The 16,409-nt window shown below is 61.5% G+C and carries 19 protein-coding genes; 8 read left to right on the forward strand and 11 right to left on the reverse strand.

Annotated features, from left to right (window positions below; genetic code table 11):
* Positions 1-49 precede the first annotated feature (49 nt).
* Positions 50-739 carry an HD domain-containing protein gene (locus tag QYH69_RS13875; protein ID WP_308832441.1) on the reverse strand — a complete coding sequence of 230 codons (690 nt, stop codon included), beginning with the start codon at positions 737-739 and terminating at the stop codon, positions 50-52.
* A 448-nt stretch (positions 740-1,187) separates the two neighbouring features.
* On the opposite strand from QYH69_RS13875, the gene QYH69_RS13880 reads away from it, so the two are divergent.
* Positions 1,188-1,724, forward strand: a complete 537-nt coding sequence (locus QYH69_RS13880) for a GNAT family N-acetyltransferase (RefSeq protein WP_308832442.1) — start codon at positions 1,188-1,190, stop codon at positions 1,722-1,724.
* Positions 1,725-1,815: 91 nt separating this feature from the next.
* Here QYH69_RS13880 and QYH69_RS13885 read toward each other — a convergent pair whose 3' ends face one another.
* On the reverse strand, positions 1,816-2,181 hold the full coding sequence (locus tag QYH69_RS13885; RefSeq protein WP_308832443.1) for a DUF2917 domain-containing protein: 366 nt from the start codon (positions 2,179-2,181) through the stop codon (positions 1,816-1,818).
* Positions 2,182-2,610: 429 nt separating this feature from the next.
* On the opposite strand from QYH69_RS13885, the gene QYH69_RS13890 reads away from it, so the two are divergent.
* Positions 2,611-3,459 (forward strand): hypothetical protein, encoded by an 849-nt coding sequence (locus QYH69_RS13890; protein WP_308832554.1) that lies wholly within the window; start codon positions 2,611-2,613, stop codon positions 3,457-3,459.
* A gap of 81 nt (positions 3,460-3,540) precedes the next feature.
* On the opposite strand, the gene QYH69_RS13895 is transcribed toward QYH69_RS13890, so the two are convergent.
* The 3 genes from QYH69_RS13895 to QYH69_RS13905 all read right to left on the reverse strand — a co-directional run bounded on the left by QYH69_RS13895 (position 3,541) and on the right by QYH69_RS13905 (position 5,906).
* Positions 3,541-3,825 (reverse strand): hypothetical protein, encoded by a 285-nt coding sequence (locus QYH69_RS13895; RefSeq protein ID WP_308832444.1) that lies wholly within the window; start codon positions 3,823-3,825, stop codon positions 3,541-3,543.
* 150 nt (positions 3,826-3,975) lie between these two features.
* Positions 3,976-4,356 carry a response regulator gene (locus QYH69_RS13900; protein WP_308832445.1) on the reverse strand — a complete coding sequence of 127 codons (381 nt, stop codon included), beginning with the start codon at positions 4,354-4,356 and terminating at the stop codon, positions 3,976-3,978.
* Positions 4,357-4,907: 551 nt separating this feature from the next.
* On the reverse strand, positions 4,908-5,906 hold the full coding sequence (locus QYH69_RS13905) for an AraC family transcriptional regulator (protein WP_308832446.1): 999 nt from the start codon (positions 5,904-5,906) through the stop codon (positions 4,908-4,910).
* A gap of 280 nt (positions 5,907-6,186) precedes the next feature.
* On the opposite strand from QYH69_RS13905, the gene QYH69_RS13910 reads away from it, so the two are divergent.
* Positions 6,187-6,456, forward strand: a complete 270-nt coding sequence (locus tag QYH69_RS13910; protein ID WP_308832447.1) for a hypothetical protein — start codon at positions 6,187-6,189, stop codon at positions 6,454-6,456.
* A 112-nt stretch (positions 6,457-6,568) separates the two neighbouring features.
* On the opposite strand, the gene hpnR is transcribed toward QYH69_RS13910, so the two are convergent.
* Positions 6,569-8,116, reverse strand: coding sequence for a hopanoid C-3 methylase HpnR (gene hpnR / locus QYH69_RS13915; protein ID WP_308832448.1), 1,548 nt, complete (start codon positions 8,114-8,116; stop codon positions 6,569-6,571).
* 332 nt (positions 8,117-8,448) lie between these two features.
* A complete protein-coding gene (locus tag QYH69_RS13920; RefSeq protein WP_075159795.1) occupies positions 8,449-8,709 on the reverse strand; it encodes a DUF1488 domain-containing protein in 261 nt (86 codons plus the stop codon).
* A gap of 213 nt (positions 8,710-8,922) precedes the next feature.
* Here QYH69_RS13920 and QYH69_RS13925 point away from each other — a divergent pair, with 213 nt between their 5' ends.
* On the forward strand, positions 8,923-9,237 hold the full coding sequence (locus tag QYH69_RS13925; protein ID WP_308832449.1) for an antibiotic biosynthesis monooxygenase: 315 nt from the start codon (positions 8,923-8,925) through the stop codon (positions 9,235-9,237).
* A 43-nt stretch (positions 9,238-9,280) separates the two neighbouring features.
* Here the strand turns inward: QYH69_RS13925 and QYH69_RS13930 are convergent, their stop codons facing one another.
* Complete coding sequence (locus QYH69_RS13930; RefSeq protein ID WP_308832450.1) at positions 9,281-10,288, reverse strand: LysR family transcriptional regulator; 1,008 nt, start codon at positions 10,286-10,288, stop codon at positions 9,281-9,283.
* Positions 10,289-10,488: 200 nt separating this feature from the next.
* Between QYH69_RS13930 and QYH69_RS13935 the strand changes: the two genes are divergently transcribed.
* Positions 10,489-11,445 carry a cupin gene (locus tag QYH69_RS13935; RefSeq protein ID WP_308832451.1) on the forward strand — a complete coding sequence of 319 codons (957 nt, stop codon included), beginning with the start codon at positions 10,489-10,491 and terminating at the stop codon, positions 11,443-11,445.
* Positions 11,446-11,691: 246 nt separating this feature from the next.
* The gene (locus QYH69_RS13940) at positions 11,692-12,693 is read left to right on the forward strand and encodes a hypothetical protein (protein WP_374992407.1); all 1,002 of its coding nucleotides are present in this window, start codon (positions 11,692-11,694) and stop codon (positions 12,691-12,693) included.
* An 87-nt stretch (positions 12,694-12,780) separates the two neighbouring features.
* Here QYH69_RS13940 and QYH69_RS13945 read toward each other — a convergent pair whose 3' ends face one another.
* Positions 12,781-13,275, reverse strand: coding sequence for a DUF6622 family protein (locus QYH69_RS13945; RefSeq protein WP_308832452.1), 495 nt, complete (start codon positions 13,273-13,275; stop codon positions 12,781-12,783).
* 381 nt (positions 13,276-13,656) lie between these two features.
* On the opposite strand from QYH69_RS13945, the gene QYH69_RS13950 reads away from it, so the two are divergent.
* Together QYH69_RS13950 and QYH69_RS13955 are read left to right on the forward strand one after the other, a co-directional pair.
* Complete coding sequence (locus QYH69_RS13950; protein WP_308832453.1) at positions 13,657-13,992, forward strand: metalloregulator ArsR/SmtB family transcription factor; 336 nt, start codon at positions 13,657-13,659, stop codon at positions 13,990-13,992.
* A gap of 75 nt (positions 13,993-14,067) precedes the next feature.
* Positions 14,068-14,517, forward strand: a complete 450-nt coding sequence (locus tag QYH69_RS13955; RefSeq protein ID WP_308832454.1) for an SRPBCC family protein — start codon at positions 14,068-14,070, stop codon at positions 14,515-14,517.
* Between the two features lie 113 nt (positions 14,518-14,630).
* On the opposite strand, the gene QYH69_RS13960 is transcribed toward QYH69_RS13955, so the two are convergent.
* Together QYH69_RS13960 and QYH69_RS13965 are read right to left on the reverse strand one after the other, a co-directional pair.
* On the reverse strand, positions 14,631-14,948 hold the full coding sequence (locus QYH69_RS13960; protein WP_308832455.1) for an ArsR family transcriptional regulator: 318 nt from the start codon (positions 14,946-14,948) through the stop codon (positions 14,631-14,633).
* Between the two features lie 34 nt (positions 14,949-14,982).
* Positions 14,983-16,407 (reverse strand): PLP-dependent aminotransferase family protein, encoded by a 1,425-nt coding sequence (locus QYH69_RS13965; protein WP_308832456.1) that lies wholly within the window; start codon positions 16,405-16,407, stop codon positions 14,983-14,985.
* Positions 16,408-16,409 lie beyond the last annotated feature (2 nt).

The raw sequence follows: 16,409 nt of genomic DNA on the forward strand, positions 1-16,409 counted from the left end.
ATTGGTCCAACAACAGTTCGAGCGCCGGCGCGATTGACCGGCGCTTTTCTCAACCGTGCTGATGCGATGGATCGTCGCAATGCGCACAGCCATGCGCATCGTCAACCCATGCATTACCCAGAATGATGCTGCAAAAATTCAAACGCTTGAATTTCGGATCCTTCAATGCAAGCACATCGTCGTTGACGGTGCCGAATGTCGAATCCGGGCGATGCTTCATGCCTTCGTTGAACGCATCGATAATCTGTTCCTTGAAGTTCGCCGCACGCGGATGCGCAGCCACTACCTGGCGGCGTTGCTCCTCGGTGAACTCGTTATAGGCAAAACCGAGCACGTCCATTTCGACGCCGGCCGTCACCAGTTGCACAACCGGCTTCTTGAACGGCGGGATGCCAGGCGTCGTGTGCAGCGCAATTGCATCCCAGACCAGCTCGACATCCGTTTCGGCGATGCCGTGCTGACGCAGGAAATCGGCGGCCGCATTCGCGCTGTCGACTTCGAAACGGTTCTGCGAATTGCCGTATCGCTGCGTGAGACCCATGTCGTGGAACATGCCGCCGATATAAAGCAACTCGGGGTCGTATTTGAGCTGCCTGCGTTCCCCGGTCAGCGCACCGAACAGAAAGACGCGCGTCGAGTGGTGAAACAGCAGGTCCGATTCGGTGTCGCGCACCAGTTCGGTTGCTTCCCGCGCCAGTTTGCTGTCGGGGATCTTGATGCCGGCGATGATCTTGCTCATAGCGTTCTCCAAAATTGAAGGTCACTGGCTGCCGATCGCCTTCTGAAGCGGGCGGCGCACCTTGTCTGGACTACGCAATAAGTGTCGTTCGCACACGGCCTTCATTCAACCGAATCGATGCATCGATCCATGCCAATCGCACTGCAAGTTCTGCCAACGGCGTATCGCCCGTGGCCGGCACCCCGGCCACCCAACTCCGGCCGTTGCACCGGCAACCTTGGGCGGCATCGAAACGGTCAATGCTATCAATGCGTTGCTACGTCTGCGTGACAGATCGCAGCGCGAGCCGACCAGGTACGGCATGATGGGCTTGCATCGCCGCCGTCCTCTTTCAATTCGCACAAGACCTATCCGAAACGCACGGTCGATGCGTGCCGGCTAGCGCGTGCGAAGACGATACACTGACACCACCCGCTATCCACCGACAACAACAGCAACGGACAACAGCATGAGCGACAGAAACGGACAGATCACGGTGCGCCGCGTCGGCGCCAGCGAAGCGGCCCGCCTCGTGGAAGCGCTGGCCGGCATACTCGTCGATTGCGTGGAAGGCGGCGCGTCGGTCAGCTTCATGCTGCCGCTGCCGCGCGAGCGGGCGCTTGAGTTCTGGCGCGATGTCGCGGCGGGCGTCGTGCGCGGCGAGCGTGCGTTGCTTGTCGCCGAAGACGATGCCGGACACATCGTCGGCACCGTCCAGATGGTCCTCGCGCAGCCCGACAATCAGCCGCATCGCGCGGACGTCGCGAAGATGCTCGTCTCCCGCGCGGTGCGCAGACAAGGTATTGCGCGACGCCTGATGGCAGCGGTCGACACCGTCGCGCGCGAAGAAGGCAAAACCGTGCTGGTGCTCGACACCGTCACCGGATCGCCCGCGTCGCGGTTATACGAACAGTCGGGCTGGCAGCGTGTCGGCGACGTGCCAAAGTACGCGCTGATGCCAGACGGCGAATTCTGCTCGACGACCTATTTCTATAAACATCTTTGACATTGATGCGGTGCCCGTCCGCCACGGATGGCAGAAAGCCGCGAAGCCGCGCAATCGTGCCGCGGCAGCGACAGCTGTTACAGCGGCGCAATCACATATGACGCAATATCGGCCCGGGTCGGCTGCCGCGAAATACGGACACGACCCGATCGAACCAGCAGCGCATCGCATGCGGCGACTCGAAATAGTCGCACGTCACCGAAATTTCCGCGGCGCAATCGGCGTCGGTGCTCATGCTGATGCGTTCATGTCTGGGCAAGCGGAGTACGCCCCCGGGTTCTAGCCAGTAGTCGTAATCGCAGTCGGCGCGGGTTAGCCACACGCGTTCGCCGAGCGTGCGGATTTCGGAGCCCGGCGAGCAATCCCAGTAGAACACCTTGCCCGGCTCGACTGCGAAGTGATAGGTGATTTTCGGAAGTCGCACGCTCGCATGGACGTGCTGCGCCAAGTGTTGCATTCTGCCTCCTTTCTGATCTGTCCGAGCCCGATCCGAGCCCGGCACGCCCGCGCGCAACGAATGCCGTTCACAGGAACGCAGCGTGCAACGCGGCAACAACATCAGAACGCCCGGCTATATGTGAATATTCCGAGTCCTGATCATTTCGGGTTGCATGCACCAGAACAAAGCGGCGACATTCAGACAAGGTTTCGATAGTTCCCGCCTCGCATCTACCGATGTCCTCCATATGACGGCAGTGGGTGGCGTATGCTTTGCTCTGGTGCATTGCACATAGCCGCATGCCGCGGCAGGCCGCGTAACGACATCACGAACAACCTTTGGGGGAGGCTCGAGCAAATGGACTCATTTGCCCAACGGACTATTGCACGCGTTGCGTTCTCTCGCGCGCTCGACATGCTGCGAGCGCTTACCGCGCTGGCTGCGCTCATGCTTGCGTGCCTCGTTCCATTCGCGCCGTCGTTCGGCGCCGGCAACGAGGCCGCGCTGCGCGACAAATACCAGAGCCTCTCGGCTCAGCTTGCCAGCAATGCGTTCCATCGCCCGCTATATCTCGATTCGACCGAAGCGCACGATTCGCTGAAAGGCGACATCTATGCAGTTCTCGACTATCCGTTCGCCACCGTCAACGGCGCATTGAACAATCCGGAGAAGGGACCGGCGAACTGGTGCGACGTGCTGATCCTGCATCTGAACATCAAGTATTGCCATGCGACCACGGGTGCCAAAGGCAGCACGCTCGACGTAAATCTCGGCAAGAAAGTGGAAGAGAAACTGTCGTCGACATTTCGCGTGACGTTCGACTATCGCCCTGACGTCACACGCTCCGACTACTTCAGGGTCGATCTAAGCGCGGACCAGGGCCCGATGAGCACGAAGGACTATCACATCGTGCTCGAGGCAATGGCGATCGACGCCACGCATACGTTCATTCACCTGACCTATTCGTACGGCTACGGCACCGCGGGTCGATTCGCGATGAAAACCTATCTGGCAACGATCGGCAGCGACAAGGTGGGCTTTTCGAAATCGGCCGATAGCGGCGACTATATCGGCGGCGTGCGCGGTCTCGTCGAGCGCAATACGATGCGCTACTACCTTGCGATCGACGCCTATCTGGCATCGCTTTCCTTGCCGGCCGACCAGCGTCTCGACGACCGGCTGAACCGCTGGTTCGATGCGACGGAACAGTATCCGCGCCAGTTGCATGAGGTGAACAAAGTCGATTACCTCGAGATGAAGCACGACGAGTATCAGCGTCAGCAAACCCCGCAATGACGTTACTTTGCGCGCCGCAGCACCGCGCAGGCGCGCGTACGTTGTACGCGCGCGGCAAACGCGGCCTCCGACACGGTCGCCTCAACCTCCGCCGAAGTAGACATTGCAAAAGCTGATCGGCCCGACGCAATTATTGTTGTGTGCGCCGGCGCCATGCCACGGCGAGCCGGACCTGTATTTGCCGCTCGCTGTCCCTCCCGGCATGCCGGGGCCCTCGCCGGACGTGCCCGGAGACGATGCCATTCCAGCGCTCGAAGGTTGCGCGCTGGACGGCTGCGCGTTGGTCGACTGGGCAGATGCGCTCGTGAAAACGCCGGTCAGCGCGAGCGCGGCTACTGACGTCGTGAGCAACAGAAGCTTTCTCATTACTCCCTCCTTGCCAAAGCAAATCGACGAGTCGAGGCAAGCGCACCCGTCGCTTCAAACTTAGCCAAAAAAGAAGAAACCTGAAGCTAACTTTCGGGGCGCAATTTCAAATCCGCACGGGCGCGGAGCGATATGCATCGGTGGCGACGCTCATTGAGTCTGTTCGGAGCCAAGAATCGATTGCAGGCAGCGCGTAAACTCCGCGGCGTCGACGGGCTTGTGAAGAAAGAAGTACGCGCCGTTCTCGCTTGCGCGGCGCCTTGCTGCGTCGGACGGAAACGCGGTGACGAAAATGATAGGGACGCGGTTTCCGTTCGCGACGAGCTCGGCTTGCAACTCGAGCCCAGTCATCCCCGGCATCTGGATATCGCAGACCAGGCAAGCGGTCTGTTCGAATTCGGGCGAGCCAAGAAACGCCTCGGCCGATGCGTAGAGTTTCACGCACCAACCCAACGAGCGAATCAGGCTGGCGGTTGCAAGCCTGACCGACTCGTCGTCCTCGACGATCGAAACGATGGAAGCGTTATGCAAGCTGGACGTCCTTCACGCAAATTGACAAGGCGCGCACGATGTCGCGCCCACTCGAAACTGCGAATTCAATCTATCTGCAGGGGCTTTTAGCGTAAATCATATGTAAGTATGAAGTCGATCATGTATCGGTTAATCCCGGCTCAAGGATACGCGTCACGCATCGCGATACATCGTCGACGATCGATGAAGACGTGTCCATGGAATAAACGCCCGGTCGTCGAGGTTTACTCATGGGTGGATAACCCATGCAAGCATCACAGGTAGACCGAACATGCCGATACAGGTGCCGGAGCGATGCGGCAATGCATAGCTGCATCGCATTACCGGCCATTACATCGCAACACGCATTGCGACCTCTGTGATCGAATAGATCGAGAGGAACGGATGCGGCGAATCAACGCGGGTTGAGTCGGCAACAGCGGCTCGGCTTGAATCGTACAGTCTCCCAGGGACCGTGCCGTGGTCCCCTTTGCGCTGCTCGCCGATTGATGCGGGCAGCGCATTTTTTTTGCGCGAGATGCATGAAAAAACGCGTATGCGTGCCGTGGCCGTTACAAGGTGTGGTCGAAGCCATCCATTTTCATGCGGCTCTTGCGCCAACCCGCGGGTGGCATGCCGAACTCGCGCTTGAACGCACGGTTGAACGCCGCTTCGGACTCGTAGCCGACCAGCTCCGCAACCGCGGCGAGCGTCTTGCTGCCGGACGCGAGTTCATGTGCGGCCATTCTGAGACGCCAGCTCGCCAGATATTGCATCGGCGGTTGCCCGAGCAGATCGGAAAAGCGTTGCGCCAATGCGGAACGCGACAAGCCGACCTTGCGCGCCAGCTCGTCGACGGTCCATCCATAGGCCGGTTGCGCATGCAGGCTTGCGAGTGCACGGCCGACAAAGCGATCGCGCACGCCTGCCAGCCAGCCTTTCCGATCGTCGGGGAGCGCGTCGATGCAGCGGCGCACGGCCTCCACAAACAGCAGCTCCGAAAGCCGTGCGAGTACGGTCGCGCTGCCCGCACGCCATTGCGCGGCCTCGGCTGCGGCGAATTCGAGCGACGCTTCGAGCCACGCCGAACGCGGATCGTTGCGCATGTCGATCTTGAAGATCCGTGGCAGCGCGGACAACACGGGGTTATTCAGCGTTTCGTCACACGCGAGAAAGCCGCATAGAAGATGCGTTCGCTCACCGCCACCGCCGTGTGCGAGCCGCAAGACTTCACCCGGAGAACTCTGTAGCTGGCTTGTCAGCAACGGCGCCGCGGCCACTGGCGCGAGATCGAGCGCGCTGCCCATCAGGTGCGCCTCGCCTTGCGGCACCACGAGCAGTTCGCCTGCTTCGACACGCAGCGCCGAACTCGCGTCGCCGGGCAGTTGTGCCCAGCAGTGCCCTTCGGTGATCAGATGATAGGACACCACACGTTCCGCGCGCGGCAGAAAACTGGCGCACAGTGCGGCGTCCGGTTCACCGCTCACGCACCATGGCGCGGTGAATTCACCGTTCAGATAGAGCGCGCCGGACAGACGCACGAAACGCAGCACATCGGACACCGCATCCATATTCAGCGAACCTGGAAAACGCGTTGACTCCGGGTTCCGGCGTTTCGCGCAAAAACTCTGGACGCCAGATCATTCATCGGTAAGGCATTTGTCAAGATACTACTCCCACGTACAGCTGCAACAGCATGCATCGGACACAAACGATGCACGCGGAAACGGTCATCCGTGTTTTGAAGTTGAACGATCAACACGTACGTTTTTTCACGTTTCGGAGGGTTGATCGATATCAGGCAGCGCAGCACTCCGACCTTCGACCGTTCGATTCTTCAGGAGCACTATCATGACTCGCAACCCTCTCATCTCGATCGCCCGCTCGCTCGCCGGCGCATGCGCACTGTGCGCGCTCGCCGCGCCCGCGTTCGCGAGCGGCTACGGACCTTCGCCTTACTACGAGCCGGGCGTCGGCGCGCCGGTATCGCAGCGCGGCATCAGCACGCTGACGTTGTCCACGGCACAGAAGCACGGTTACTCATTGAATGAAACGGACACTGCGGACGGCGCGCCGCCTGAGGACGCAAACCCGATGCTCACGGCAGGCGACAAGCACTAGGCGTCAGTCGATCCGATACGAGGCGCAGATCGACGAAGGGCCGCCACGCGTCTGCATGGCGGCCCTTCCCGACACTGTAATAGCGCAATCTACGGCACCGCGAAGCCGCGCTTCAGCCCGTACCCATACGTGTCTGATCGACGAAGCGCTCGGTCGCGTCGTCGATCTTGCGGCCCTTGCGGCCGACAGGACCGTGGATATAAAGCGTCTTCGCACTCGCGGGCGCTTCGGCACCTGCGGCGTCGGGCGGCGGCGTCATCTCATAGCGCACCTCGCGCGCATGATCGGCCAGTTGCAGACGCGGATCGAACACGGAATTGAAACGCCACAGCATGCGCACGAAATTCGTCTGCCCGCGCATCAGCAGTCCGGCTGCCTCGGATACGGCACCGCGCAGCGCGGCCCAGCCCAGGTGTTTGCGGTTGAGCACCTGTTGCGTGTTGACCAACTCCCTGTAGAACTCAGGCAATGGCAAACGCGTCGGCAGCACCGCATGCTGGATGTCGTACAGACGATAGTCGAGGCTCGTGAGACGCCGCCGCTCGCGCAGCCAGATTTCGGTGCCCGGATAAGGCGTGTTGACACTGATGTTCACGATCTCCGGAATTTCGAGGCACCACTGACGCACTGCTTCGAAGCGGTCGTGATCCCAATCGGGATCCGCGATCAGATTGATTGCAACCGTGATGCCGAGCGAGCGTGCAAACTCGAGCGCTTCGAAGTTCTTGTCGATATCGATCCGCTTGCGGAACGCTTCGAGCCCGGCCGAATCGATCGCTTCCATGCCGATGAACATGTATTGCAATCCAAGCTTGCGCCAATACTCGAACACATGCTTGTTACGCAGCAGGACATCGCCGCGCGTTTCGAGGTAGTACTGCTTGCGGATATTGCGGCGCTCGATCGCACGCGCGATCTCCATGCCGTGATCCGCATGCACGAATGCGACATCGTCGACGATAAAAACGCCAGGCTCGCGAATCGATTCGAGTTCGTCGGCAATCACTTCGGGGCTGCGCGAACGATAGGTTCGCCCATAAAACGTCCACGCGCTGCAGAACGTGCAATCCCACGGGCATCCGCGTGCGAATTCGATCGACGCACAAGGGTCGAGCACGCCGATAAAGTATTTGCGCCGATGCCTGAGCAGGTCGCGTGCAGGGCGAATATGATCGAGCGACTCGACGAAGCCCGGCGGCGGTCCCGAACCTTCGCGCGTCACGACGCCGGGCACACTGAGCAGGTTGCCGCGTTGCTGCACCGTCTCGAGCAGCAACACGACCGACGCTTCGCCCTCGCCCTTCAGGATGCAATCGATCGCGCCGTCGGCATGGCGCAGCAAATCGTTTGCCGTAAATGACACGCTATGGCCGCCGACAAACACGAAGCAGCCCGGCAACGTCTGCTTGATCGCTTTGGAGAGGTCGATAATCTCGGGAATATTGGCGAGATAGTTGCCGGAGAAACAAACTACATCCGGCCGCCAGTCGCGTATCCAGCGATGCAGATCACGATGCGTCTCGACCTGCAGATCGATCAGGCGAACGTCGTGGCCCGCTTCGCGGATTACAGCCGCTACGGTTTCAAGGCCCAAGGGTTCCAGGCGCAGGAACACGCGGGTGTACATCAAGCCACTGGGGTGAACCGCAAGTACTTTCATGCAAACTCCTCGCGACCGAAGGGCACGCCAAGTGCAGCAACCGTCCTCTGCTGCCGGTTACGATGAAATTCCTGCGCACAACGTCTTGCCCATCCTGCCGCGGCAGCGGGCATTCGGCGAGAACTGCTCCCCGTCAGTTCTGCTCGTCAGGACGATTCTACTGTCGAAGCGGCCAGGTCTGCCTCAAAGCGCGCAACAGCGCCGCAGCGCGGACCACACACGGAACGCGCCGCGGCCTGCCGCCTCTGCATGCATCTGTGATCGGACTTACCCCGGGCGCGTTTGTTCTCGAAAGGGCGCAGGAGCGGTCGGCGCGGCGCGCGCGGCGCCCGCTAATCGAGATCGCGCGTTTCCAGTTCGACCGACTGGCCGCCGTTGCGCTCGAGCACGCGTTGCGCGGCCGCTTCGATGCGCGGCCGATTCGCTTCGAAAGACTGAATCAACTCGTGGGAGGACGTCCCCGTATTGCCGAAATGATCGTTCAACGCATCCATTGAAACGCTGCACCAGACTTCCTTACCGCTGACCTTCGCTTCGAATGCGACGCGCGATGCCGCCACGACATGGCGGCGGCCAGTAAATTCGATCGTCATTTTCTTTTCCTCGTGTGCTGAAACCGTTGCACGATGAATCTGTCGCGCAGCAAGGATCGCTCCCGCCCGATTGCGAATCGTGCTCAGGCACGGCACCGGGCGCCGCGCGGTGCGACAGGGGACAGCCTATGCCCTTCACTGAAGACGCACAATAGCCGCTCTATAATTGGACTTTGGCTTCGAAGTTCGATGCCCTCCAGAGGATCGATACCCATGTATATCGCGATGAATCGCTTCAAGGTCGTCCCCGGATCCGAGGACGAATTCGAGCAGGTCTGGAAAAGCCGCGATACGCACTTGCAGCAAGTGCCCGGCTTTGTCGAATTCCACTTGCTGAGGGGTCCGCAAAAGGAAGACCACGTGCTGTACGCGAGCCACACGGTGTGGGCAAGTCAGCAAGCGTTCGAAGCATGGACGCAATCCGAAGCGTTTCGCGCCGCGCACCGCAGCGCGGGAAATAACCGGCCTCTCTATCTGGGACACCCGGAGTTCGAAGGCTTCGAGGTTATCCAGCATATCGGCAAGTAGGCACATGGGCGGCGCGTGTGCAACGTATGCCAGCCTTGGGCAATCAGACTTGCCAGTATGTATCGTCAGCGAACAGCGCCGCATAGAAGTCGAGAAACGCGCGCACTTTCGACGAGACCGTCTTCTTGGGCGGATAGACGGCCCAGACTGCCGGCGCCGTGCGTGTGGTCTGTGCCTCCCAGTCCGGCAATAGCTGCACCAGCTGTCCTTGCCGCAATGCGTCGCCCACGCTCCACGCCGGCAGCAGCGCGATGCCGCAACCGGCGATCGCAAGTTCGAGCAGCGCGTCGGTATCGTTCGCGCGGACGCGGCCTTGCAGCTGCACCATCGCTTCGTGCTGCCGTGCATGCTCGCGCGGCTTTTGCCGCGTGGTCTTGCGTGAGTCTTGCAGTGTAGACCGTTGCGTCGAGGCACGCGCTGGGGCCGTTGCATCGCCGCGCCTCACGAGTATCCATTTGTCGTCGAGCGCTAGCGCAAAGCGCAATGCGATGTGCGCGGCGAGGTCATCAGGCGAGGCCGGCATGCCATGCTGCTTCGTATAAGCGGGGCTCGCGCAAACAATGCGCCGATGCTCGGCCAGCCGCCGCGCAACGAGTTGAGAATCGGGCAATGCGCCGATGCGAATCGCGAGATCGATACGCGCTTCGATGATATTCAATGGTTCATCGGTTACGACCGCATCGACATCGATATGCGGATACCGCGTGAGGAATTCGGGCAAATGCGGAACGACATGCCGCCGGCCAAATGACGCGGGCATCGTCACGCGCAGCACGCTCTTCGGCGACGCGTTCAACGACGACGCCAACTGTCTCGCTTCGTCGAGGCTTTCTACCGCGGTCAACGCATGCGTGCGAAACACCTGCCCGCCTTCGGTCAACACGAGCCCGCGCGTCGAGCGGTTGAAAAGCGCAATGCCGAGATCTGCCTCGAGTTCGTTGATATGGCGCGACACTGTCGAAGTCTTGATCTCCATCTGAGCGGCCGCCTTGCTGAAGCTGCCGAGTTCCGCCGCATGAAGGAAGGCGCGCACCGCCGCGAAATAGTCCATATCGGTCCATGAGTGGCTGGAACCATGCATTGGAACATAACGGCGCGCGTTGCAGTTGGCTATCCCATTTCTGCAAAGCAGATTCGCCGATGGGGCCGTTCTGCCGCGAGCGTACCCGTCCTAAAGTGACGTCATGGTTTTGGCACGCAGCAGCATCGCATGTGTGCAAGGCGACCCGCCATCACTTTACGGAGAAAATCATGCTGGACAAGACCGACGATTCGACATTGAGATTGAACGACGCAGTCAGCAACGCGATCACCGCAGACGCGCAATATTTCGAGTACACGTCTTCGGCCAACCCGATCGGGGCGAAGCTGATTTCGCGCGTGCCGTATCGAACGTTTCATGCATCGCTGCATGACAGCGGACCGACGCGCACCGTGCCGCTCGATCTTTCCGCGGAACTCGGTTGCCCGGGCCCCGCGACCGGACCAGGGCTGGCCGCGCATTTCGTGCGCATCGTCGCCGGTGAGCGTGTCGCGTTCGCGCCCAACGCGACCTCGCTGCTGTTCTATGCGATCGACGGTTCGGGCATCGCATCGCAAGGCAATACGCGCTTCGCGTTTGCGAAAGGCGATTTCTTCACGATGCCGGGCGGCGCGCAGGTGCAGATCGAGGCGGAATCGACCACGCGTCTTTATTCCGTGAACGACGCACCTTTGCTCACCTATCTCGGTGCGAGTGCAAGCAGCGCGCGCTTCACGCCGACGTTGTACCCTGCCGAGCGCGCCGAAGAAGAACTGCGCAAAGTGTCCAACGCGCCGGGCGCGAGCCAACGCAATCGCGTAAGCATTCTGCTCGGCAATGCGCGCTTTCCGCAAACGCGCACGGTCACGCATTCCCTGTGGGCGATGTTCGGCGTCATCGCGCCAGATACGATGCAAAAGCCGCATCGCCACCAATCGATTGCGCTCGACTTCATCTCCGATTGCAAACCGGGCTGCTACACGCTCGTCGGCACCGAACTCGACGAACGCGGCGAGATCGTGAAACCGGAGCGCGTCGACTGGGAACCCGGCATGGCGTTCGTCACGCCGCCCGGATACTGGCATGCGCACTTCAACGAATCCGGTGAAAACGGCTATGTGATTCCGATCCAGGATGCCGGTCTGCAGACCTATCTGCGTTCGCTCGACATCCGGTTTGCGCATTGATTCGCGCGTCGATACACGCCTGAAAGCGCGCCGCCCGAATGCGGACGACCACGCAGCATGCGGCGCGTCCGACGAGTGCAATTGATCGGACGATCTCGCCTAAGCAGCGCCAGCCATGGCTTTGCCGCCGTGAAATGGCTCGACATAGTTTTCTAACAGACTTCGCAAACGGGTCCTCCTATAGTTCGTTCCGTCGCCACGCAGCGCAGCACGAAGTGGCCCGAACCGAACCCTGAAGGACCTGCCGTGAACATCGAAACGTACGTCGCTCCCGCCGGCAGCGTGATGCCGGTTTCCCCCGCACCGGCTTCGCGCTTGCGCAAGATGGTGCGCCACCTGGCCGTGACAGCCGCGGCGGCCGTCCTGGCGCTCGGCAGCGCGTCGGCATGGGCCGGCTGGGCTCACGGCGGCACGGCCTACACATCGCACGGTGCGTACAGCGGCGGCCGCTATACGTCTTGTGGCGGCGGCAGCTGCTCGCACGCGGGTGGCGTGGTCGGTCCGTGGGGCGGCCTCGGTACGAACAGCGGCACGGTCACGCGCAACGCGCCGGGCCAATTCTCGAACTCGGGCACCGCTGTCGGCCCGTGGGGCAACACGGTCAACCATTCGGGCACCACGAACTGCGCGGGCGGCACATGTTCGCATACGGGCTCGATGACCGGCTCCAACGGCAACACCGCGACGACCTCGGGCAGCGTGACGCGCACCGCGCCGGGACAGTATTCGTCGTCGGGCACGGTGACCGGATCGAACGGCAACACGGTCAGCCACTCGGCATCGACGAATTGCGCGGGCAATTCGTGCTACCGCTCGGGCACGGTAACCGGTAACGACGGCGGCACGGTCTATCATTCGGGCAGCGCTACGCGCGTATCGACGGGCGCTGTGGTCACGACGGGCACCGTTACGGGCACGCATGGTACGACGGTTACCACGAGCGGCTCGGTCACGACGGTCGCAATCGGTGCCGCGCCGGTGGTCGTTGCGCCGCCGCCTGCTCTGTATGTTCCACCGCCGGCGGTCTACGTACCGCCCCCGCCGCCAGCCGTGGTGGTGACGCCGCCCCCGCCGCCGGCTGTGGTGGTTGCCCCGGCGCCGGCCATCTACGTGCCGCCGCCCCCGCCGAAGGCTGTTGTCTACGTTGCGCCGGCGCCGGTTGTGTATGTGGCGCCGAAACCGCGGCCCGCGGTGTGGGTCCCGGGCCACTGGGTCGGGCGTGTATGGATTCCGGCGCACTGGGCGTGAGGGAAACGGCAGCCTCGCATCAGCGCAGACGCACAGGCAGAGATCTGAAAATGAAACGCCTATAGGCTGTCGTTAGCCGGCACCGCCTCACGCGCGCGAAACCGCATGCAATAAACAAAGAAACCGACCGGCGAAAATCCCCGCAACGATTCCCGAGATCAGTCCGTCGAGCACCACGTAGCCCGAATCGACCGGCACCGGTGCCGATATGGCGAGTTCGACGCCGAGCCAGAATTTCGACGCAAACGTCACGAGAATCAGAATGAGCGGCACTGCGGAGCCCGGCAGAGTAACCGTCTTCTGCACGCGGTCGACCGTGAAGCTCGTCTTGCGCGCGACAAACGCGCCGACGAGCAGTCCGGCCACCGCACCGAGGATCCACGCGACCGCGGCCTGCCAGCCGGCTGCGCGCTCGGTGGCCAGATGCGCGATGCCCCAGACCGCGAATACCACCGGCACGATCGCGAGCTTGCCGAGCGGCGCCGTCCCGCCTTTGAACGCCTTGATGCCGCGCGACAGCAGAAACACCAGCAGAACCCAGACCCACACAGGCGTACCGCGCAAGATCGCTTCGAAAGACATGGTGGTCACCTGCAAATGCCCGCATGGCGGCGTCACGCGATTATGGCACTCGCATCTGCCTGCAAAACATGCCTCGGCGAACACTACCGGTAGGTCGGCACGGAACTCGTACGCTGGTTGCGCACTAGCGCCGTTGCCTCGCTGCACCGGCGTTTCGCCCGGTACGTCGCGCATTCGCACAGGCCGGTTTCGTGCAAGAAACTGGCAAGCCGCAGATAGCCGTAACCGGTGCATTCAGGCCTATCATCGGCCCAACCAGGCGCTCGGTCTGCGAAGACCCAATGCCGCAAACCGGAAATCAATGAACCGCGCGCGTTTGAGCACCGTTTCACGGACTATAATCGTCCTTGACACGCAACCAAACAGTTGCATATTATCGACATGGACGACGACGCCGTTTTTCGTGCCCTTGCTGACGCGAGCCGCCGCCTGCTGCTCGACCGGCTTCATCAACGCAACGGCCAGACGCTGGTGCAGCTCTGCGAAGGGCTCGCCATGACGCGCCAGGCCGTCGCGAAGCACCTCGCGCAGCTCGAACACGCGAACCTCGTATCGACCCGCCGCCAGGGCCGCGAAAAGCTGCACTTTCTGAACCCTGTGCCGATCAACGAGATCGCCGAGCGCTGGATCGGCAAGTTCGAGCGACCGCGTCTCGCGGCGCTATCGGAACTGAAGCAGGAACTCGAGCAGCCGGGCGAAGGCGAACCCGCCGGCTGACACGCTGCGGCACAACCATGCGCGCCGCAGCCTCGCACATCAACCGCGGTGCAACGCGAACTCTGGAGGCCTAACATGGAAAGCAGCACGTTCGTCTATGTCACGTATATCCGCACGTCGGCGGACAAGCTCTGGTCGGCGCTGACCAGCGTCGATTTCATGCGGCAGTACTGGTTCGGCATGCATTGCGAATCCGACTGGCAAACCGGTTCATCGTGGCGAATGGTGTTCCCTGACGGGCGGGTTGCCGATATGGGAGAGATCGTCGAAAGCACGCCGCCGAAACGGCTCGCGATCCGCTGGCGCAACGAATTCAGGCCGGAATTGAAGGCCGAAGGCTATTCGCTGTGCGTGATGGAAATCGAAACGGCGGGCGAGGCAGCAAAACTGACGATCACCCATTCGATCGAAAAAGACGATTCGAACTTTATTCGCGCGGTATCGGGCGGCTGGCCGCGCATCCTGTCGAATCTCAAGTCGCTGCTGGAGACCGGCCATGTGGTACTACCCGCAAAGGACATCTAAGCGCGCACGCGCGAAGAAGCGTTATCCGACGGTGCGGATGTCCCTCGTCGGCGGGCAGGCGATCAAGCGTGCGAAATGCGCGCGATGCAAGCGGCAAGCGGCACGTCCAAGCATCACGAGTCGCTAAACAGATCGGCACATACCTGTGCACCTTGCTCCGTCAACGCAACCGACCCCGTCCCATCAGGCCGCATTTCAACGTCGACAAGCTCCGCCGCCGTCAACTCGGTCAACAAACGCCGCAACGTACTCATCGGCAACTGTGCACGCTTGCTGAGCTTCGCGAGCGACCACGGCTTGCCCGGCGACTCGTTGCGCGCGCCCCACAATTCGCCGAGCACCACGACGAGCTGTACCTGGTGATCGTTCATATCGGGTGCGCCGTCGGTTTCTCGCGGCTCGTGTGGCGAGTCGTCTCCAGTCCCATTCATCGTTGCTCTCCCTTGCCTGGTGGAATCGCGACGCCTAAGCCGCCGACCGCATACACGACACAACAAGCTTGCCCAGCGTAATCACCGCCTTTTCGACGTGCTCATTCCACGGATAGCTGTAATTGAGCCGGATAAAGTTCCGATAGCTCGGCGTCGTCGAAAACATATATCCGGGTCCGACCGTGATTCCGTTCGCGAGCGCGAGCTGATAAAGCTGCATCGAATCGACCTCGGCCGGCAACTCGACCCACAGCACATAGCCGCCGACCGGCTCCGACATCTTCGTGCCTTCCGGAAAGAAGCGCTTGACCATTGCCTTCATGAGATTCGCCTGCTGCGCATACGCTTTACGCAGCTTGCGCAGATGATGGTCGTAGCCGTCGTTCTTCAGATACTCGGCAATGGCGAGCTGCGGAATCGACGGCGTCGTCAGCGTATTGAGGAACTTGAGCTTTTCGACCTGCTCCCGATAGCGCCCGGTGATCGCCCAGCCGATCCGGTACATCGCCGACAGGCTCTTCGAAAACGACGCGCAATGCAGCACGAGGCCTTTTTCGTCGAAGGACTTGAGCGCCGTCGGGTGCGCGTGCCCGTAATACAGCTCGTGATAGACGTCGTTTTCGATCGCCGGCACGTCGTAGCGTGCGAGCAGTCCGACGAGTTCGCGTTTCTTGTCGTCGGGCATCTGAAAACCGAGCGGATTCTGGAAATTCGGCATCACCATGCACGCGCCGATCTTCTGCGATTTCAGAATCTCCGCGAGCGCGCCGAGATCGATGCCTTCGCGCGGATGCGTAGCGACCTCGATCGCACGCATGCCCATGCGTTCGATCGCGTGCAGCATCGCGTAAAAGGTCGGCGATTCGACCGCGATCACGTCGCCGGGCTTCGCCACCGCCTGCAGGCACAGATTGATTGCCTCGGTCGCGCCGACGGTAATCACGATCTCGTTGGGGTCGATCGTAAGTCCGTTCTCCAGATAGCGTTTCGCGATCTGCCCGATCAGCGGCCGCGCGCCTGGCGGCAGTTCTTCGGAGCCATGCCACAAGCCGGGGCGCCGCGCGATCGCGTTCGCGTACTGGTTGATCCGCTGATACGGAAACGCCGACGGATCCGGATACGGGGAGCCGAGCGGCACTGCTTCGTCGCTGCGGATCGAGCGCAGCGTCGACAGCACGAGCCGGCTCACGTCGACCGACGCGGAAATGGCCAAAGGCTTCGAAGGCGCAAGCTCGGCCGCAACGGCCGGCCCCTGCGGCCGCACGATGTAACCGGATTGCGGACGGCTTTCGATCACCCCGCGGCTCTCGAGCAGCGCATACGCGCGCAGCACGGTGGTGATACTCAATCGATGATGCTGGCTCGTACGGCGCACCGAAGGAATCTTCTCGCCGGGTCGGTAAACGCCCTGCGTAACGAGAGCCTCGATGTCGTCGGCAAGCTTCTCATACAGTTTCAACG

Origin of the sequence: Paraburkholderia sp. SARCC-3016, from assembly GCF_031119615.1 — a bacterium.
Taxonomy (GTDB): Bacteria; Pseudomonadota; Gammaproteobacteria; order Burkholderiales; family Burkholderiaceae; genus Paraburkholderia.